At 61.0% G+C, this 18129-nt stretch carries 21 protein-coding genes; 13 read left to right on the top strand and 8 right to left on the bottom strand.

Annotation, left to right across the window (positions count from 1 at the left end; all coding sequences use genetic code 11):
- Nucleotides 1-37: 37 nt before the first annotated feature.
- The 10 genes from A6U87_RS21120 (at nt 38) to A6U87_RS21075 (ending at nt 10337) form a co-directional block, all read left to right on the top strand.
- Complete coding sequence (locus A6U87_RS21120; RefSeq protein WP_065693259.1) at nt 38-787, top strand: glycerophosphodiester phosphodiesterase family protein; 750 nt, start codon at nt 38-40, stop codon at nt 785-787.
- A 53-nt stretch (nt 788-840) separates the two neighbouring features.
- Nucleotides 841-1545 (top strand): HAD-IA family hydrolase, encoded by a 705-nt coding sequence (locus A6U87_RS21115; RefSeq protein ID WP_065693258.1) that lies wholly within the window; start codon nt 841-843, stop codon nt 1543-1545.
- 64 nt (nt 1546-1609) lie between these two features.
- Entirely contained in the window at nt 1610-2569 is a 960-nt protein-coding gene (locus tag A6U87_RS21110) for a sugar-binding transcriptional regulator (RefSeq protein WP_065693257.1), read from the top strand.
- Nucleotides 2570-2831: 262 nt separating this feature from the next.
- The gene (locus A6U87_RS21105) at nt 2832-4460 is read left to right on the top strand and encodes an ABC transporter substrate-binding protein (RefSeq protein WP_065693256.1); all 1629 of its coding nucleotides are present in this window, start codon (nt 2832-2834) and stop codon (nt 4458-4460) included.
- A 90-nt stretch (nt 4461-4550) separates the two neighbouring features.
- Nucleotides 4551-5567: an ABC transporter ATP-binding protein gene (locus A6U87_RS21100; protein WP_065693255.1), complete on the top strand. Its 1017-nt coding sequence runs from the start codon at nt 4551-4553 to the stop codon at nt 5565-5567.
- Nucleotides 5564-6547 carry an ABC transporter ATP-binding protein gene (locus tag A6U87_RS21095; protein ID WP_065693254.1) on the top strand — a complete coding sequence of 328 codons (984 nt, stop codon included), beginning with the start codon at nt 5564-5566 and terminating at the stop codon, nt 6545-6547. Before A6U87_RS21100 ends, A6U87_RS21095 begins: the two co-directional genes overlap by 4 nt.
- A gap of 10 nt (nt 6548-6557) precedes the next feature.
- Nucleotides 6558-7484, top strand: coding sequence for an ABC transporter permease (locus A6U87_RS21090; protein ID WP_065693253.1), 927 nt, complete (start codon nt 6558-6560; stop codon nt 7482-7484).
- Nucleotides 7485-7495: 11 nt separating this feature from the next.
- Complete coding sequence (locus A6U87_RS21085) at nt 7496-8374, top strand: ABC transporter permease (protein ID WP_065693252.1); 879 nt, start codon at nt 7496-7498, stop codon at nt 8372-8374.
- A 93-nt stretch (nt 8375-8467) separates the two neighbouring features.
- Nucleotides 8468-9382, top strand: a complete 915-nt coding sequence (locus tag A6U87_RS21080; protein WP_065693251.1) for a TIM barrel protein — start codon at nt 8468-8470, stop codon at nt 9380-9382.
- 247 nt (nt 9383-9629) lie between these two features.
- Nucleotides 9630-10337 carry a response regulator transcription factor gene (locus A6U87_RS21075; protein ID WP_065693250.1) on the top strand — a complete coding sequence of 236 codons (708 nt, stop codon included), beginning with the start codon at nt 9630-9632 and terminating at the stop codon, nt 10335-10337.
- A 115-nt stretch (nt 10338-10452) separates the two neighbouring features.
- Here the strand turns inward: A6U87_RS21075 and A6U87_RS21070 are convergent, their stop codons facing one another.
- The 5 genes from A6U87_RS21070 to A6U87_RS21050 are packed head-to-tail and all read right to left on the bottom strand — an operon-like array spanning nt 10453 to nt 12761.
- A complete protein-coding gene (locus tag A6U87_RS21070) occupies nt 10453-11403 on the bottom strand; it encodes a lysylphosphatidylglycerol synthase domain-containing protein (protein WP_158007290.1) in 951 nt (316 codons plus the stop codon).
- Nucleotides 11404-11425: 22 nt separating this feature from the next.
- Nucleotides 11426-12031, bottom strand: a complete 606-nt coding sequence (locus A6U87_RS29790) for a hypothetical protein (protein WP_065693248.1) — start codon at nt 12029-12031, stop codon at nt 11426-11428.
- A 4-nt stretch (nt 12032-12035) separates the two neighbouring features.
- Nucleotides 12036-12248 carry a hypothetical protein gene (locus A6U87_RS21060; protein WP_065693247.1) on the bottom strand — a complete coding sequence of 71 codons (213 nt, stop codon included), beginning with the start codon at nt 12246-12248 and terminating at the stop codon, nt 12036-12038.
- Nucleotides 12245-12514, bottom strand: coding sequence for a hypothetical protein (locus A6U87_RS21055; RefSeq protein ID WP_065693246.1), 270 nt, complete (start codon nt 12512-12514; stop codon nt 12245-12247). The genes A6U87_RS21060 and A6U87_RS21055 overlap by 4 nt, the downstream gene beginning before the upstream one ends.
- Nucleotides 12515-12530: 16 nt before the next feature.
- Nucleotides 12531-12761 carry a hypothetical protein gene (locus A6U87_RS21050; protein ID WP_065693245.1) on the bottom strand — a complete coding sequence of 77 codons (231 nt, stop codon included), beginning with the start codon at nt 12759-12761 and terminating at the stop codon, nt 12531-12533.
- Nucleotides 12762-12956: 195 nt separating this feature from the next.
- Between A6U87_RS21050 and A6U87_RS21045 the strand changes: the two genes are divergently transcribed.
- Nucleotides 12957-14399, top strand: a complete 1443-nt coding sequence (locus tag A6U87_RS21045; protein WP_065693244.1) for an ATP-binding protein — start codon at nt 12957-12959, stop codon at nt 14397-14399.
- A gap of 63 nt (nt 14400-14462) precedes the next feature.
- On the opposite strand, the gene A6U87_RS21040 is transcribed toward A6U87_RS21045, so the two are convergent.
- The 3 genes from A6U87_RS21040 to A6U87_RS21030 form a co-directional block, all read right to left on the bottom strand.
- The gene (locus A6U87_RS21040) at nt 14463-14693 is read right to left on the bottom strand and encodes a hypothetical protein (protein WP_244499546.1); all 231 of its coding nucleotides are present in this window, start codon (nt 14691-14693) and stop codon (nt 14463-14465) included.
- Nucleotides 14694-14817: 124 nt separating this feature from the next.
- Nucleotides 14818-15618, bottom strand: coding sequence for an anti-sigma factor (locus A6U87_RS21035; protein WP_065693242.1), 801 nt, complete (start codon nt 15616-15618; stop codon nt 14818-14820).
- On the bottom strand, nt 15615-16355 hold the full coding sequence (locus A6U87_RS21030; protein WP_065693241.1) for a sigma-70 family RNA polymerase sigma factor: 741 nt from the start codon (nt 16353-16355) through the stop codon (nt 15615-15617). The genes A6U87_RS21035 and A6U87_RS21030 overlap by 4 nt, the downstream gene beginning before the upstream one ends.
- A 292-nt stretch (nt 16356-16647) precedes the next feature.
- Here A6U87_RS21030 and A6U87_RS21025 point away from each other — a divergent pair, with 292 nt between their 5' ends.
- Both A6U87_RS21025 and A6U87_RS21020 read left to right on the top strand, forming a co-directional pair.
- Nucleotides 16648-17622 (top strand): MBL fold metallo-hydrolase, encoded by a 975-nt coding sequence (locus A6U87_RS21025; protein ID WP_065693240.1) that lies wholly within the window; start codon nt 16648-16650, stop codon nt 17620-17622.
- 12 nt (nt 17623-17634) lie between these two features.
- Complete coding sequence (locus A6U87_RS21020) at nt 17635-18120, top strand: tetratricopeptide repeat protein (protein WP_065693239.1); 486 nt, start codon at nt 17635-17637, stop codon at nt 18118-18120.
- Nucleotides 18121-18129: the final 9 nt, after the last annotated feature.

The following is an 18129-nucleotide window of genomic DNA, read 5'->3' as shown; positions in this document are numbered from 1 at the left end:
TTTTTCCGCTCAGCCAATTTTTAGGACGAGGTATTCCATGACGAAGATCGTTGGTCATCGCGGAGCGCGCAATCTGTGGCCCGAGAACTCGACGGAGGGGTTCAGAAAGACGCTGGAGCTGCCGGTCGATGCCATCGAGTTCGACGTGCATCTGACCGATGCCGGTGAGCTCGTCGTCATTCACGACGCCACGCTCGATCGCACCGCCGAGGGGACGGGTAAGGTCAGGTCGCTTTCGCCCGACCAGCGGTCCGCGATAGCTCTCAAGGGATCACAAGAGTCTATTCCGACGCTTGATGAGGTGCTCGCACTGTTTGCCGCCTCGCGGCCGGTCGAACTTCATGTCGAGCTGAAGGCTGACGCTGACGGTGTGCCCTATGAAGGACTTGAAGCCTTGGCGGCTGCCGCACTCGAACGCCACGGTCTTGCCGGTCGCAGCTTGCTGACGAGCTTCAATCATGACGTCCTCGCGCGGTGCAAGAGCGTGGCACCGGAGATCGGGCGCCTTTGTTCGATCAATACGAAGTCTGCGGAGCGGCTCGGTGTGGCTGCGACGGTGGCGCGGGCTGCCGAGCTTGCCGATCTTGTGGCCGTAGAAAAGACGTTGCTTGCCGCTTCCGCTGCCGAAATCGAAGCAATCATATCGCGCGAACGCCTGTGCTGCTGGGTCTTGAATGAACACGCGGAACTCGAGCATTGGCTCGGGCAGGGCGTCGGCTGGATCACGAGCGACGATCCGTCTCTTGCCTTGGCAGTTCGCGCCGCATCGCGCGACGCTGCTGCATAGTCACATGTTTCAAGCGGGGCACCGCACCACGTTTCACCTGAACAGTATATTTGATGAGCAAAATAGATCTTCTGATTTTTGACTGCGATGGTGTCCTGATCGACAGCGAACCGATTGCTGCGCGTACGCTTGCCCATGCCATCACGCATGCGGGCATCGCGATGACGCCGCGCGACGTTCTTGTCGAGTTTACTGGCAAGTCGGAACCCGAGTTGCGGAATATTCTGGTTGAGCGCGGCCTCTCCGCGGTCGATGCCGTCTTTGCCAAATGGCATGTCGAGATCTTCGCGGAGTTCAAGCGCGAACTCCGGGCGATGGATGGTATAAGCGACGTCCTGCAAGGGCTCGATATTGCAAAGTGCGTCGCGTCGAACAGTTCGGTGGAGCGCCTCAAGATGAGCCTGGGCCTTCTCGACATCTGGGGGCATTTCGCGCCGAACGTCTTCAGCGCCGAGATGGTCGCGGCGCCAAAGCCTGCCCCTGACCTTGTCGAGCTTTGTCTCGCCAGGATGGGCGCGAGCGCCGCGAGTACCATTCTGATCGATGACAGCCCGGCTGGCATCCGGGCAGCGTGCGCCGCCGGCGTCAAGGCAATCGGATTCGTCGCGCCCGATGATCCGCGCGCAGGCAGGCGCGACATTCTGCTCGCGGCTGGCGCACAAGATGTTGCTGTCGGTACCGCAGATCTGGGACGCATCCTGCGCCGCCATATCGCCGGCCACCACGAGGTCCGACGGCCTGTGGAGATCGAGGCATGAGGCGATCCGAGGCTCCGTCAGCAGGAATGGTGCCGACCGACCATGGAGCGGCGGAGATGTCGATATGATCGCAAGGCGTGATGATCACAGCAGTCGGCTGGATTTCACCGCAAAGGCCGGATGGCTCTACTACATCGGTGGGCACAGCCAGGATGAAATCGCACAGAAGCTGGGTGTTTCCCGGCAGACCGCGCAACGGCTCGTGTCGCGTGCCGTCCAGCAGGGGCTGATCAAGATCCGGCTGGATCACCCGGTTGGCGATTGCATGAGCCTCGCGGCCCGACTGAAGAGCAAGTTTGCGCTTCAGTTCGTGGAGGTCATTCCTTCGGGCGATCAGGCGCTTGGCTTGAGCGGTGGCCTTGCCCAGGCGGTCGCTGCCGAACTCGAACGCCGGCTGGCCGGTGACAAGCCTGCGGTGATCGCCATCGGAACGGGGCACACTCTTAAAGCTGCAGTCGAGGAAATGGTGCCGATGGAGGCGCGGCAGCACAAGATCGTTTCGCTGACCGGCAACATCACCCGGGAAGGATCGGTCTGGTTCTACAATGTCGTCTTCAAGCTTGCCGACATGATCACCGCGAAATGCTATCCGATGCCGGTTCCCGTCATCGCTTCATCGCAGCAGGAGCGAACGATCCTTCATAGCCAGCCCGTCATCCGTCAGACGCTGTCGCTTGCGGCGCGCGCGGACGTTGCCTTTGTCGGCATTGGGGATGTGGGGCCGGAAGCGCCGCTCTTCCTCGATGGCTTCATTCTGAAAGACGAGCTGAAGCGCCTTCAACAGGCCGGAGTAGTGGGCGAGATCGTCGGTTGGACGTTCGACAAGGACGGCAAATTGGTCGAGGGGATCACCAACGATCGGGTCGCGAGCGCGCCCATTCCGTCCTGCAGTAGAACCTTGGTGATCGGGGTGGCAAAGGGCGAGCGAAAAGAAGCGGCCATTCGAGGAGCGCTGAGAGGACGTCTGATCAACGGTTTGATGACAGACGAGATCACGGCGCAGAGCCTTTTGGGAACATCATGACCGAGCCACGGGAAACGGGGCGCGATCTGTAATTTGCAGTGCTGATCTGGCTCGAGAACGAGCATCAAGACCTGAAATCCGGAAGGTTTCAGGATGAATTCCTGCGTCCGTAATACTCAATATTAATGAATAAATACAGCATCTTAAATGTCATGAAAACTTCATCGCACCATTAAGAAAACGACACGCACCCGGCCCTAAAAACACCGCGACATTTGTACCGGGCCGTATCCGAGAAAACCTCGTCAAAGGAGAGACTTTCATGCTTTCAATCAATCGACGCAGCGCTCTGGGGCTGCTTGGTGCAACGGCAGGCGTCGCGATCTTGCCGCGCTTTGCATTCAGCCAAGGCAAGCGCCCGTCCGTGACGATCGCGGTTCAGAAGATCACCAACAACAACACGCTCGACATCTGGAACGAGCAGTCGAACGTCGGCGAGCGCGTGTTCTTCCCGAACCTCTGGGAAGGCCTGATCCTGCGCGACTGGATGGGCAATCAGGGCCCTGTCGCCGGCCTCGCCACCGACTGGAAGCGCATCGACGACAAGACGCTGGAACTCAAGCTGCGCCAAGGCGTCAAGTTCCACAACGGTGACGAACTGACCGCCGAAGACGTCGTCTTCAGCTTCTCCTCGCAGCGCGTCTTCGGCAGCACGCAGCCGGCCGGCGGCAAGACCATCTTCGAAGACGAAAACAAGCCGACATCGGTCAAGGAACTGCCGGCAACCATCCCCGGCGTCGGTCGTCGCCTCTGGCCGGCGCTCGCCGGTGTCGAAGCTGTCGACAAATACACGGTGCGCTTCCACAACGTCACGCCTGACGTGACGCTCGAAGGTCGCCTTTACGCCTTCGGCAGCCAGATCGCCAACCGTCGCGCCTGGGACGAGGCGGCAACCTATGTCGACTGGGCGCGCAAGCCGGTTACGACGGGTGCTTACATGGTCTCAGAATTCAAGCCTGACGTGTCGCTGACGCTGGTTGCCTTCGACGAGTATTGGGGCGGCCGCCCGCCGCTGGAGCAGATCCGCTTTGTCGAAGTTCCCGAGGTCGCTTCGCGCGTCAACGGCCTGCTGTCAGGCGAGTATGATTTCGCCTGCGACCTGCCGCCGGACCAGATCGCCACCGTGCAGAACGCAGCTGGTTTCGAAGTACAGGGCGCGACGATCAACAATCATCGCATCTCCGTGTTCAACACACAGAACCCCATCCTGCAGAACCCGCTGGTTCGCCGCGCCATGACGCATTCGATCGATCGCCAGGCGATCGTCGATGCTCTATGGGCCGGCCAGACGAAGATCCCCGCAGGCCTGCAGTTCCCATTCTACGGCGACATGTTCGTCGAAGGCTGGAGCGTGCCGGAATACAATCCGACGCTGGCACAGGACCTCCTGAAGCAGGCCAACTACAAGGGTGACGCGATCCCGTTCCGCCTGCTCAACAACTACTACACCAACCAGACTGCCAACGGTCAGATCATGGTGGAGATGTGGAAGCAGGTCGGTCTCAACGTCGAGATCGAAATGAAGGAAAACTGGGGCCAGATCCACGATCCGGCGGGCGTCAAGGGCGTGCGTGACTGGTCGGCCTCCGCCAACTTCAACGATCCGGTTTCCTCGATCGTTGCCCAGTTCGGTCCGAACGGCGAAGTGCAGCAGAAGAAGGACTGGTCGAACGCCGAGGTCAACCAGATGTCCCAGATTCTGGAAACCAGCACCGATCATGCGCAGCGCAAGAAGGCCTTCGCCCGCATGCTGGAGATCTGCGAGCGCGAAGATCCCGTCTATCAGGTCCTCCACCAGAACGCGGTCTTCACCGGCATGAAGTCGTCGCTGAAGTGGAAGGCCGCACCGGCCTTCGCGATGGACTTCCGTTCCAACAACTGGCCGAGCTGAGCTCATCGGTAAATCTGGGTCCGGCGGCATGAGTTGCCGGACCCATCTCGTTCGTTACGGACGCAAACGATCGACAGGAATGGCGAACAGATGAGCACCACTGCCACCAAGCTCGTGGAAATGCGCGGGCTGAAAGTCGCGTTCGACGGCGTGCAGGTTCTGCACGGCATCGATCTCGACATCGCGAGAGGCGAAGCTGTCGGCCTAGTCGGCGAATCCGGCTGCGGAAAGTCGGTGACCTGGCTTGCCGCCCTTGGCCTGTTGCCCGGCAAGCCCAGCGTTGGCGGTTCGGTGAAAATCGATGGTCAGGAACTGCGCGGAGCTCCGCGATCCGCGCTCGAGCACATCCGTGGTGGTCGGGTCGCGATGATCTTCCAGGATCCGTCGAGCTCGCTCAATCCGGTTCTGAAGATTGGCGGTCAGATTACCGAGGCGCTTGCCATCCATCGCGGCCTGCGCGGCGAGGCTGCAAAGAAGGAGGCGTGGCGTCTGATGGACATGGTCGGGATACCCGATGTCCGGCGCCGGTTCGATCTTTATCCGCATGAGTTTTCAGGCGGCCAGTGTCAGCGACTGATGATTGCCATGGCGCTTGCCGGCGAGCCGGACCTCCTGATTGCCGACGAGCCGACGACGGCGCTCGATGCGACGATCCAGGCACAGATCCTTGATCTGCTGATCTCTCTCAGGGCTGAAACGGGGATGGCCACCGTTTTCATTAGTCATGATCTCGGCGCCGTATCGCAGGTTTGCGACCGGGTCTGTGTGATGTATGCGGGACGCATCGTTGAGGAAGGCAGCGTGGGCGAGTTATTCGCCAATCCGCGCCACCCCTATACGCGTGGGCTCTTTGACGCCATCCCCAGCATCGACGGTCCTCGCCAGCGCCTGATCCCGATTGCCGGGACTGTTCCCGATCCCAGATCCCTGCCGCAAGGCTGTTCGTTTTCACCGCGCTGTTCCCGCGCCGTCGAGGCCTGTCGCCACGAGTTACCACCGCTGGTTTCGATAGGCGACGGTCGCTGGCTCGCGTGCACACGCCCGGTCTCACAGGCGCCGATCGTCGTCGAGACAAAGGGTTGGATAGCAGAAGGGGCGATGCAATGACGCCGTTAATTGAAGCGCGCGACCTCGTTCGCATCTACCATGTTCGCCGTGGTCTGTTTGGTCATGCGACGCCGGTGCGCGCGGTCGACGGAATCTCGTTCGCCGTCATGCCGGGCGAGACATTGGGTATCGTCGGCGAATCCGGTTCGGGAAAGTCGACACTTGGGCGAATGCTGCTTGGCATCGATGATGCACAGGAAGGCCAGGTTCGCTTTGAAGGCCGGGAGATGCCGGCGCGCGGTACCTCGGACTGGCGACGACTGCGGGCAAAGATGCAGCTGGTTTACCAGGACCCTCTTGCGGCGCTCGACCGTCGCCTGAACATTGCCACGCAGCTTGCGGAACCGCTGGAAATCCACCGGTTGATTCCGAAGGAGCATCGCGCTGCGCGGGTCTCCGAGTTGATGGCGGCGGTTGGTCTGCGGCCGGATCAGGCGACGCGCTTTCCGCACGAACTGTCCGGCGGGCAGCGTCAACGTGCGGTCATTGCGCGCGCACTGGCCTCCCGACCAAAGCTTCTGGTTTGCGATGAACCCGTATCGGCCCTCGATGTCTCGATCCAGGCGCAAATCGTCAACATGCTACGCGACCTGCAGCAGCAATACAGCATCGCCATGGTGTTCATCAGCCATGACCTCAAGGTGGTGCGCAATGTCGCCGACCGGGTCGCGGTCATGTACCTCGGCCGCATCGTCGAGGAGGCGTCATCGGATGTCATCTTCCGTACGCCGCTTCACCCCTACACCCGGGCGCTGGTCTCCAGCGTGCCTCGGCCGGGTACACGTCTTCAGAGGCGCACGATCCTGCAGGGCGAGCCGCCCAATCCCGCCAATCGCCCGTCAGGTTGCGCGTTCCATCCGCGCTGTCCACTGGCGCAGAACATCTGCCGCGTGACGGCGCCTGTGTTGAGGCAGATCGACGATGGGCGAACAGTAGCCTGCCACGTGACCGCCGGCGAAGACGCCCAGATCGCAGCGTAGGGAAGGCATCATGATCCGCTTCATTCTCGTGCGGCTGTTTCGCGCACTGATCACAATCCTGGCTGTCGTGACATTTGCCTTCGTCGTGCTGCGCATGTCGGGCGACCCGGCGCAGGTCATGCTGGGGCCAGATGTGCCGCAGGATTCGATCGACGCTTTCCGAAAGGCATGGGGTCTCGACCAGCCGCTGTGGGTCCAGTACGTCGCCTATCTCAAATCCATCTTCACCGGCGATTTCGGCGTATCGATGCGCGACAAGGCTTCGGCGCTGCACCTGGTCATGGAGCGTGTTCCGGCGACGCTGCAGCTGACCGTGCCGGCATTGCTGCTGAAATTGGTCATCGGCATCCCGGCAGGGGTCTATGCCGCGCTGCATCGGCAAAGCTTTGCCGATCGTGGCGTGATCCTCCTCGCGATCTTTGGCTTCACCATTCCATCCTTCGTGATGGGACTGGTTCTCGTGCTGATCTTCTCGGTGATGCTGGGCCTTTTGCCGTCCGGTGGGCAGGATACCTGGATGCACGGCTTCCTGCCGACAATCACGATGAGCATCGGCGGGATCGGCATTCTTGCCCGCTTCTCCCGCAGCGCCATGATCGAGGTGATGGGCCAGCCCTACATCCGCACGGCGGCCGCGAAGGGTTTGAAGTGGCGCGACGTCGTTTGGAGCCACGCGCTGCCGAATGCGGCAGTACCCATCGTCACGATCGTCGGTTTCATGGTCGGTTCGCTGATTGCCGGTGCCGTCGTCGTGGAATCGATCTTCTCGTGGCCCGGGATCGGCCGCCTCTTGGTCGTCTCCGTGAGCAACCGCGATCTGGCGGTCGTCCAGTGCATTCTCCTGATCGTCGCCGCCACGATGGTCGTCTCCAACCTCGTCGTCGATCTGCTCTACGGCTGGCTTGATCCGCGGCTGCGTTCGCACGCGGGACATTGAGGAAAAATACGATGGCTACTGCCGATTTCAGCGAAACCCTGCCGGCCCGAAAAGGAATGACCTGGATCTCGCGCCTGCGGCGAACGGTCCCGCTGCTGGTCGGGTTCGGTATCCTTTGGCTCGTCGCCATGGTCGCGGTCGCGGTGCTTGCCGACTATATCAAGCCCTACAATATCACGGCCATGGATCTGACGAGCAGGCTTTCCCCGCCGGGCTCGGCCAAGCACTGGCTTGGCACGGACGAACTCGGGCGCGACGTGCTTTCGCGCCTTATCCAGTCGATCCGCATCTCGCTCGTCATCGCCTTCGGCGCGACGCTACTGTCGGCGGTCTTCGGTACATTGCTCGGCTTTGCCGCGGCGCGCTTTCGCGGCTTTGTCGAACATCTCGTGCTGGTGCTGGCGGACTTTCAGGCAGCACTTCCATTCCTGATCATGTCCCTGGCGGTGCTTGCCTTTTTCGGTTCGTCCATGATCCTGCTCGTCTGCCTCATGGGCTTTTACGGATGGGAGCGATATGCACGGATCGCGCGCGGCCTGGCGATTGCCGCCGGAGCCCAGGGATTTGCCGCGGCGGTCGTGCAGCTTGGTGCCACGCCGACGCGGGTTTATCTTCGTCACATCCTGCCCAATGTTGCTTCGACGCTGATCGTTTCGATGACGCTGACCTTCCCGGAGATCATCCTGATGGAAAGCGGGCTCTCGTTCCTTGGCCTTGGTGTCCAGCCGCCGGAATCCAGCCTTGGCAACATGGTCGGCTTCGGGCGCGAATATCTGACCCGCGCGCCGTGGATCATGCTGGCACCGGCCAGCGTCATCATGCTGACGACACTCTCCATCTCGCTCGTCGGCGATTGGCTGCGCGACAAGCTCGACCCGACCGTTAGCTAAGCCGCGCTGTCCGGGCTGGCGAGGCCCTGCCTCACTTTTCATGCGGTGGCAGTCTCCACCGCAATCTAATCCCAACCTCAAGAAGGACGTTCCATGAGCAACATCATCTCGACTGGGTTCAATTCCGGTTCCACCGACGGAGAACTCGACAGCCTTGAAGCCGATCTGCGCCGCCTGGCCGGGCTTGGCGTAGAAACCGTCGAGCTTGGTCTGACCAGCATCGACCTAATCGCGGGCGGCCGCGTCGTCAAGGAGCGTGCCGAGCGCCTCGCGGCGATCACCGCCCCGTTCCCGTTTCGTTACACGGTCCACGGCCTTGTCTCGTCGAACTTCATGGATCCGGCCACCGCCCGTTACCAGATCGACGCCGCAAAGGCGCTGATGGAAGTCTGCGACAAGATCGGTGCCCGTGTGATCGTTCAGCATGGCGGAAACCTGCGTGCGGACCAGCTCTTCGAACGTGCCGGCGCCGACCAGCGCGAACGCGAAGCGCTGTTCGAACTGGCCGAGTTCGCCAAGCGCTATGACGTGCGCGTCGCGTTCGAGAACATCTTCACGACGGAACCCGGACAATATCGCCAGACGCCAGTTGAGGTCGCGGAGACCGTCAAGGCAGTCGGTCACCCGAACCTCGTCGCGCTTATCGACTTCAGCCACGCCTACATCGAGTCAACCTATCGCGGCCTCAACTTCCGGGAGCAGATCCGCGCCATGGCACCGGTCGCCGGCCACCTGCATGTGCATGACTCCTTCGGCCGCCCGCAGGCCTTCTACAAACCTTATCACTTGCAGGAATCGACGGCGCTCGGCATCGGCGACCTGCACATGCCGCTCGGCTGGGGCGATATCGACTGGGAGGATATCTTCAGCGAACTCGAGTTCCTGCCGGGAACCGTGCTCATGATGGAAATCGGCGCCCGTTATCGCAACGAGCAGAGCGCGTCGCTCGAGCGTGCAAAGCGGCTGATCGCGCTGAACGGCACCCGCGCGGCGGTTGCCGCCGAATAGCCGATAGACGGTCTCATGCCGAGGTCGGTCCGCTTCGGGTCGACACGCTGTGCACTAAAGCCGCCGGGTCATCTGTCCGGCGGTTTCTCTGGTTTGGCATCTCAGTGAATTGTTTCTCGATTGTATCATCGTCGTCCTGGAACAATTTGAAAGGTTTATGTCGGATTTGCCTATGGTATTGAGTTGACCGCCGCTTGCTCCAACATAAGTGCTGGCGGCGTGTCCGCACTTCGAGAAGGCCTGTTCATTGCCACATATCCTCATCGTTGATGATGACGCCGACATTCGCAGCTTGCTGAAGGATTTTTTTCAGCGGCGCGGACTGCGCGTATCGCTTGCGCAAGACGGTCAAGGTCTGCTCGCGGCGCTGGAGGTTTCCGACATCGACCTTGTCGTGCTCGACGTCATGCTGCCGGGCAAGAGCGGCCTGGAACTATGTCAGGAGATCCGCTCCCGATCGAAATTGCCGATCATCATGCTGACTGCTGTCGCGGACACCGCAGACCGGATCGTCGGCCTCGAAATGGGCGCCGACGACTACGTTTCGAAGCCCTTCGATCCGCGCGAATTGCTGGCAAGAATCCGCGCCGTTCTTCGCCGCAAGGGCGAAGTATCTCAGGAGCAACCGCGCACGAGCGGTCATGTCGGTTTTGCGGGCTGGACAATGGACGTCGAGCGCCGGCGCTTGCAGGATCCCTCGGGCGTGCGCGTCGAGCTGACGCGAGCGGAGTTCAATCTGCTTGCCGCTCTCGTCGAAGCGCGGGGGCGGGTTCTCAGCCGCGAGCAACTGATTGAGGCGTGCGGTGGCGATGCAAGCCAGAGCTTCGACAGAAGCATCGACATTCTCGTCAGCCGACTTCGGCGCAAGCTCGACGACGATCCCCGCACGCCATCGATGATCGAAACCGTCCGCGGCGGGGGCTACCAGTTCGTGGCTGAGATCACTGCGGACTAAGTGCAGCCGGACTTGATTGGTCGCGTGATGGCGGATGTCGGGTGCGCATCCACAGGAATGATGTTTCGGGATCGTTTCGTCGCACCTCGACGATCTGTCGCCACGTGTTGCGGCGTTACCCGATCGCCCGCCGCATCCGAAGCTGGAAGATCGCGATCGCGACGACTGACAGCAAAAACGGAACAATGAAATAGAATAGGCGAAACACCAGCAGAGCGGCCAGGACGTCCTCCTTGGCCATCTCGCTGAGACCCGCCATGAAGATCAGCTCGAAGACGCCCAGACCGGCGGGCGCGTGTGATACCAGCGCGGCGGCGAACGCAATCGTGAAGATGCCTGCTGTAACGAGCAGGCCGGGATTGTTCTCGGCCGGAAGGACCAGATAGATCACCAGGGAGGCGCAAAGGATCTCGGCAGCTGCGATCGACAGCTGGCATAGGGCGATTCCCGGGGGCGGATATGAAATGGTCATGCCGGCCACGCGCACATTTCCCAACGGCAAGAAGCTGAAAGCGACATAGAGCAGGCATAGCCCGACCATGACCTGGCCTGCGGTGCGCAGGGAGGGGAGTGGCAGGCTCTCCGTCAGCCGGTCGGCGATATAGGGGTCGATGACGAAGACGATGCCGCCGACGAACAGCATGCCGAGCACAAAGGTCGCCAGGCAGAAGGCGACCATCGTCAAGACCTCCGAGGCCGGAACTCCCTTTGCCGAATAGGCTCTGTATCGCAGCAGCGCTCCCGACAGAACGGATGCGCCGATCGTGTGGGAGACGGCGAAGGCGGTAGCCCCGGAGGCCAGCGCGTATGCCGGCCTTATCTGGCGGCGCAGATATTTCAGTGCCATCAGATCGTAGGAGGCCAACAGCAGATAGGCTGCCATTGCCGCCAGCGCCGATCCCACGAGCGCCGTCCGATCGATCGAAAGCAGACTTGCTTGTAATCCTGAGAACGAGATGCTTTGCAGTTGTCGGCCGAGAATGAAGAGACTGACAGCAATCGCGCCGAGCCCGAGCAGGTTCCAACCGATCTCGGCCCTTTTCATGCGTCGGCGAAATTCTGTCACGCGTTCACTTTTTCCCGTCGGTTTACTCACCATCCGGTCCTGTCACCACTTCCATCTCGCGCATGCAGGCATCGTTGTTGCTGAACCGGTAAATGCCGTAGACAGCGAGGCCCCAGTCCGGGTCGCCCGACACGGTCAAACTGACGGAGTCGAGATTGCTGAAGCGCTGGCTCAAACCCGTCCACTGATCGAAGACCTGCCGGTCCTGACTGATGACGCCTTCACGAAAATGTCCGTCTTCGGCGACGAGAGGGGTATGTGAATGATCGATGCTCTCGCTGGGCGGCCCAAGCTCCTTCTGCATCGAGCGGGCTGCCCGGTCGAAGAGGTGGCGTGTTGTCGATCCCCTCGCGTCGTCCTTGATGTAGGGAGAGACGGCCACAACATTGCAGAGGCCGACACCGTCGACGTAGGCAAGGATGTACTGCTCGAACATCGGATCGGAACGCGGCAGGCGCATGCAGGAATATTGGCCGGAATGATCCGTGATGCCGCCCGCCAGCGCCTCGCAGCCGAGCTCCGACGGCCGTATTTGCGCTGGAACGCCAAATGGAAGATATGCTGGCAACGAAACGATAGCTGCTGCAAGGCCAGCGGAGCTCAAGATCGCGTGAACCAGGCCGAGCATGGGATCACCTCTTTCTCAAGGTTGTGAACGCCAGTTCGCAGAGCACGCATCCACCCAGCAGAAGGAGGGACGGCGTGCTCAGGTCGTAGGAGGCGCCGGCCAGCATCGCCGCAACAAAAAAGACGGAAGCAAGGATCAGTCCCGTCCCGGCGAGCAGGAGAATGGTGCCAAGCGCGATTGACAGGACCGAGATCTGACGACGTCGCATCTTGTTCACCGATCGGCTCCAGCTTTTTGAAGGATCTCGAGTGCGGCCGAAAAGGCTCTAAGCCCTTGCGATTGACGGCCGCTGGCGCAGAGATGAAGCGCCTTGCTGTTCAGCTTTCGCGCCTCATCGCTGGCGTCCTCGCTGACGGCCTGGATGAGGGCGGATTGAAGCTGCTGGTGCATACGCGCGCAGCGCTGGTCGCGGACGGACAGGAGTTCTTGCGCGTTTGCGGCGCTGCAAACGGCGACCATGTCACCGGCAATTGCTGCCGCCAACAGCGCTCCCAGCCAGCTAGACATAGAAATAGGCCAGCGCGATCAGCAGCAGGGATGTGGTCGCGATGCCTGCGACCAACGCGACATCGATCATGCCGAACGCGGCTGAGGCCGGCTTCGGCGTTGCAAAACCGCGCGGGCTTCGAAACCGACCGGAGTCTCCGGCTCCTGCCAGCAGCGCCAGAAGTTCCTCGGCCTCACGATCGATCTGAGGTTCGTTGTCGTTGACCCCTGCCTTCTGCGGCACGGGTGCAGGTTTCCTCACTGGTTTTGGTTCTGGCATTGCACGTCTCGCGAATCTCTTTCCAGTCAGGTATCGCACACGATCGCGCGCGGCACTTTTCGGGACCGTGTAAAAGACGCTTCCGTTTTGTAAAATCTGGTGACGCAGTCGTTCCGCCTGACTTGTATGGCTGCTAAAGCTTGGTTTTCCGAGGACGTCATGGCCGATACTGCAACTGCTCCTTTCACGACGCGCTGGCGATTCCTTCCGCGTACGCTCCCCGCATGGCTTTTGATTGTCCTGATCGGCACGCTTCTCGTTTCGCAGACAACCCTCTTCATGATCATGGCGCGAAATCGCGTTAGCTCGAGCGAGATCGTCGACCTCTACCGAATGAACGAACGTGCCGTCTGGCTGGCAAAGCTGATGAGCCCGCTCTCGGCCGAAGAACGCAAGCATCTCAGCGGAGAGCTTGCCGATTCCACGGTCGTTGTCAGTCTCTCATCTCTTCCCGCCGTCGGGACGCAGGTCGCGGCAACCGATACGCTTGCCGAGGTCGAGGATATTCTTGTCGCCAGACTGACCAAGTTTGGCGTTACGGATGCCCGGGTGCGGCTTGATGAACCAAACACGGCGGGCACGTCCCCGCCAGCCGATGCGGCCGTGCAGGACACAGGCGAGGTAGAGGAGGATCTGTCGGAAGTTGCCCGCGACTTCCTCAACAGTCAGAGATACACCGTTTCGTTGCAGCTGAAGGACGGCCAATGGGTCAACTTCGTGACCCCGCTAACGCCGATCGGGCCGCTGCTCAATCCCGAGAGCCTTCCGACTTATCTGTTTGTAAGTGCGTGCGTTGTGCTGATCGCATTCTGGGCCGTCTCGCGAATTACCGGTCCCTACCACCTCCTTGAAGCGGCGGTTTCCCGCCTGGGATCGAACCTGAACAGCCCGCCTCTTGCGGAGAAGGGAAGCCGGGACTACCGCAGCGCGGCCAAGGCCCTCAATCAGACGCAGGCCCTGCTTCAGGAGCACGTTGAAGAACGAGCGCTGCTTGCCGCGGCACTTGCGCATGATCTGAGAACGCCGGTGACGAAGATGCGATTGCGGCTCGCCCTCCTCAAAAACTCCAAGGAGAAATCCGCATTGACCACTGACATTGCCGATATCGAGGAGACCGTTGAATCAGTGATCAGTTTGGCCAAGCTGGACTCCGCGGGCGAGACCCTTGAGCGCATCGACATGACGTCGATCGTTGAAACCGTTGCCGATGAGTACGAGGACATTGAAATCGAAGCGCAGGAGGGGCTGGCGGGACGCCCCGTTTGCCTCGCGTCCCCGATCGCGCTCAGACGCGCTATCCGAAATGTCGTCGAGAACGCCATCAGCTACGGCACGAGGGCACACATGACGCTTGTTCTAGAGCCGCGCCGCGTGCTTTTGAAAGTGCGCGATGACGGCCCTGGAATAGACCCCTCCCGCATGACGGACGTCTTCAAGCCCTTCGTTCGGCTCGAGCATTCCCGCAACAGAAGAACGGGCGGATCCGGCCTCGGGTTGACGATCGCGCGGACCTTGCTGCGGAAAATGGACGGCGACGTGACACTATCCAATCACTCGGATGGGGGGCTGGACGTGCGCATTAGTCTGCCGCGCGCGCTGTAGTGGCTCGCAACCGCCCGGACCGACGCGTCGACCGCCTGATCATTATGGCGATCTTGGGCTTCATCAACGCCGATTGGTGTTCTTAAGGATGGAGAAGTTGGCGCAACTCTCGTCGATGTTGCCGATGCGGATGGGATGCTCTAGGCGGGTGGTCAAAATCGCGAGGCGCACCGCTTTCGCTTGTTTGGCTCTGACAAGAAGCTCGCGTGCGCCAAACAGAAGGCCGGTCTGGCTTGAAAGCTCGTAAGCAACATGCTCGCTGTAGCCGTCATCATCGATGGTGATCGTTGCCAAGCCTGACTGCATTTGCGAGCACTCCTCAGGTTTTGAGGCAGCATCTTCGACAAAACAGTAATCTGCAATGGACGGCCGCGGTTTTCCCCGTAATCCAATGCGCCAAGCCCAAAGGTGCTAAGTCTCAAGCCGGCGGTCGCATGAAGCTCGTTCGGAATGTGGCGAGGTCGGGCGCGCTGACGTCCGATACGGCCCAGAATACGAGGCCGTCGGCCGACCATGTTGTCATGTTGTAGCCGTCATGCTCGCTGTCTGTCTGGCTTCCGGCCGCCTGCGGCCAGATGAACAGGTTGATGACGTGCCCGTTGTGCCGATAGACGAGCGTGGCGACGACGCGGCCGCCGATATAGTCCACCCGGCCGCCGACGAGTGGGAAGCCGTCCTTCGACAGGTCGTTCACAGGCGGAGAGAAGTCGATGCGGCCGTTGAACCAGGGCTTCACCGTGTGCTGGTTGGAGGTCTGCACATCAGTCAGATGGTCGGCCAGCATCGAATGCACGTGGCTAGCTAGCAGTTGATTTTCAATGCCAAGATCCGGCCCCGGCGTGTTGAAAAAGAGGATCGCACTTGCCGCGAGCGCGGCCAGAGATGGAACGAGGCTCCAATCACGGACGAAGCGGAAGACGCGGTCCCATGTCCGTCGCGGCTGCATGTCGGCACGTAACGAGGGGGAAGGTGCGGTCCCGTCCAGCGGCAGGGAAGCCAGAACTTGCGCGCGCACATCCTCTGGAACCGTGTAGCGTACACCATCTCGTCCGATCAGTTGCCGCACGTCGCGCACCCTTTCGATCTCCGCCTTGCAGTCCGCACAGCCTGCCAGATGTGCGTCGAGCTGGGCGGCCTGCACGAGGTCGAGCTCGCCATCGATGAAGGCGTGCAGCACAGGGCCCCATTGCCCGCAACCCAGTTGCTGGTCCTTCGTCATGCGGGCACCTCGATGTCTCCTAGGGCGGCCCACGCCTCGGCGAATTCGTGGCGCGCGCGGGCTATGCGAGACATCACCGTACCGATCGGGACATCGATGATCTCGGCGATCTGCCGGTAAGACAGCTCCTCCAGTTCGCGCAGCACGAGAATTTCCCGCATGGGATCGGGCAAAGTATTGATCACGTGGCGAACCAGGTCCGACTCGTTTTCGCGGATCATGGTGGTCTCCGCGGTATCGTCCTGCGAGGCGACCTGGTGTGGCATGCTCTCGTCGGAACCGGTGCCACTCTCGTCCAGCGGTGTCTCGAAACGGGCGCGGCGGCGTCCCTTCTGTTGCCAGGCGAGATAGCAATTGCGGACGATGGTGAATATCCAGGCGCGCGGATCCCCACCGCGATAGGTTTCGAAGCTACGATAGGCTCGCAGAAACGCGTCCTGCAGAATGTCCTGCGCCGCATCGGCATCGCGGCTGAGGAACCGCGCAAAATTATAACAGGCATCCATATGCGGCAGGATCGTCTGCTGAAAACGCAGTGCAAGGTCCGCCTGATGCCGCTGTGCCGAGACGTCGGCCTTGCCTGCTCGGGCTTCGCCCCTGGTCTCTTCCATGAGGCCGACGATGACTGTCGCGGCTCGTGCAACGAGTTTCGCAAGCGACCAAGAGCGCCAGCGCCACGCGGCCGATAGCAGCCGGTCGTCGAGCAGTGCAGGGCAGGCGATACCGATATCAGTCATCACATCCTCAGGGGCTGCAGACCCAGCCGATTCTAATCCTCCGGTCGGTGCACGCGCAACGGCCGCTCATGATCAAGATCATCCCTGGCCTGGTTTTATTCCAAGCGACCGCACTTTTTTCGACCTCGAATGACGGTACGAAAATTACGCGTTTTATTTCAGTCGGTTGCGCGAAATCGCATGCCTGGTCGGAATAAGGCCTGGGGCGGTGCGATCTATTTTCCCAGCGAGGATATCGCAGATTGTTGCGCCTCGCTCAGAGCGACCCCTCAAAGCTCAAGGAGGCATTACCATGTTCGAAATGTCACGCCGCGCCGTGCTCGGATCGGCTGCTGCCGCAGCCGCATTCGGCCTGGCATCCAAACTGGAAATAGTGGCGCCAGCCCTTGCCGCATCACCCGACGAACCGGCAACCGGCTTTTACCGCTACAAGGTTGGCGACATCGAGGTAACCGCGATCTACGACGGCATCTGGCGAAAGCCGCATGATCCGGCCTTCATCAAGAACGCTTCGGTCGATGAGACGAAGGCGGCGTTGGCGAAGGCCAATCTCCCGACCGACTTCATGCCGATCCCGCTGACCGTCGTTGTGCTCAATCTAGGCGGCCGGCTGATCATGATGGATGCCGGCTCGGGCGTTGGCCAATGGCAGGCCAACGCGACCCACCTTCCGGCCAATATGGCCGCCGCCGGCATCGACTATAAGAAGATCGATACGGTGATGATCTCCCATTTCCACCCCGATCACGTCTGGGGGCTTATGGAGAAGGGTTCGAACGCCCCTGTCTTCGCGAACGCCGAGCTTGTCGTCCACTCCACCGAATACAACTGGTGGACGGATCCCGCCCGTGTCGACTCGCTTCCCGAGGGGCGCAGGGCGGCCGGAAAACGAATAGCTGCGGTCTTCCCAACCTGGAAGAACTGGAAGCTTGCCGAGGACGGCGCGGAGGTGGCACCCGGGATCCAGCTCGTATCGGCGCCCGGGCACACCCCGGGGCACGCAGGCTATCTCGTCAGCTCCGCAAACAGCCAGCTGCTGGTTTCGGCCGACATCATGTACGTCCCGGCGCTGCTTGCTCCCCATCCGGAATGGCAGGGCAGCTACGACCAGGACGGACCGATGGCTATCGACAGCCGCCGCAAGCTGATTGATCGCGTCATCGCCGACAAGATCGCCATCTGCGGTTCGCACTTCCCGTTCCCGGGCTCGGGCAGCTTCGTCAAGGACGGAAATGCCTATGCCTTCACGCCAACCATCCAAGCCTGAGGAGACACAGTCATGAAAGGACTGTCTACAAGTTACGTCGTCGCTGCCGTCATCGGCTTCTGCGCGGTATCGGCAGCAGGTTCCGCGATCTCGACGCTGACGGCCATGCCTGCCTTCGCAATCGACGACATGCAAACAGGCAACGGCCCGGACCTAACTTCGGTACGCGCCAAGATCGCGGCCAAGGACTATGCCGGTGCACTGGAAGAGCTGCGCGGTCTTGCCGAGGATAACCAGCAGGCAGACGTCTATAATCTGCTCGGCTACACGCTGCGCATGACCGGCCAATACGAGACGTCGCTCGCTTACTACAACAAGGCTCTCGAGTTGCAACCGGATCACAAGGCTGCACACGAGTATCTCGGCGAGCTCTATCTGCAGACTGGCGATACGGAAAAGGCGAAGCTGCAGCTTGCTTCGCTGAAGCAACTTTGCCCGACCGGCTGCGAGGAGCTCAAAGATCTCCAGGAGGCGATTGCCGCACACGGCGGCAATTGACGGCAACCT

The organism is Rhizobium sp. AC44/96, from assembly GCF_001692185.1.
Taxonomy (GTDB): Bacteria; Pseudomonadota; Alphaproteobacteria; order Rhizobiales; family Rhizobiaceae; genus Rhizobium.
This window is presented reverse-complemented; position numbering and strand designations above follow the sequence as displayed.

Coding starts and splice junctions, on each gene's coding strand:
- A6U87_RS21105 (WP_065693256.1), top strand. CDS start 2,832: ATGCTTTCAATCAATCGACGCAGCGCTCTGGGGCTGCTTGGTGCAACG.
- A6U87_RS29790 (WP_065693248.1), bottom strand. CDS start 12,031: ATGCTCGGCCTGGTTCACGCGATCTTGAGCTCCGCTGGCCTTGCAGCA.
- A6U87_RS21120 (WP_065693259.1), top strand. CDS start 38: ATGACGAAGATCGTTGGTCATCGCGGAGCGCGCAATCTGTGGCCCGAG.
- A6U87_RS21115 (WP_065693258.1), top strand. CDS start 841: ATGAGCAAAATAGATCTTCTGATTTTTGACTGCGATGGTGTCCTGATC.
- A6U87_RS21030 (WP_065693241.1), bottom strand. CDS start 16,355: ATGACTGATATCGGTATCGCCTGCCCTGCACTGCTCGACGACCGGCTG.
- A6U87_RS21110 (WP_065693257.1), top strand. CDS start 1,610: ATGATCGCAAGGCGTGATGATCACAGCAGTCGGCTGGATTTCACCGCA.
- A6U87_RS21095 (WP_065693254.1), top strand. CDS start 5,564: ATGACGCCGTTAATTGAAGCGCGCGACCTCGTTCGCATCTACCATGTT.
- A6U87_RS21035 (WP_065693242.1), bottom strand. CDS start 15,618: ATGACGAAGGACCAGCAACTGGGTTGCGGGCAATGGGGCCCTGTGCTG.
- A6U87_RS21090 (WP_065693253.1), top strand. CDS start 6,558: ATGATCCGCTTCATTCTCGTGCGGCTGTTTCGCGCACTGATCACAATC.
- A6U87_RS21020 (WP_065693239.1), top strand. CDS start 17,635: ATGAAAGGACTGTCTACAAGTTACGTCGTCGCTGCCGTCATCGGCTTC.
- A6U87_RS21025 (WP_065693240.1), top strand. CDS start 16,648: ATGTTCGAAATGTCACGCCGCGCCGTGCTCGGATCGGCTGCTGCCGCA.
- A6U87_RS21085 (WP_065693252.1), top strand. CDS start 7,496: ATGGCTACTGCCGATTTCAGCGAAACCCTGCCGGCCCGAAAAGGAATG.
- A6U87_RS21100 (WP_065693255.1), top strand. CDS start 4,551: ATGAGCACCACTGCCACCAAGCTCGTGGAAATGCGCGGGCTGAAAGTC.
- A6U87_RS21045 (WP_065693244.1), top strand. CDS start 12,957: ATGGCCGATACTGCAACTGCTCCTTTCACGACGCGCTGGCGATTCCTT.
- A6U87_RS21080 (WP_065693251.1), top strand. CDS start 8,468: ATGAGCAACATCATCTCGACTGGGTTCAATTCCGGTTCCACCGACGGA.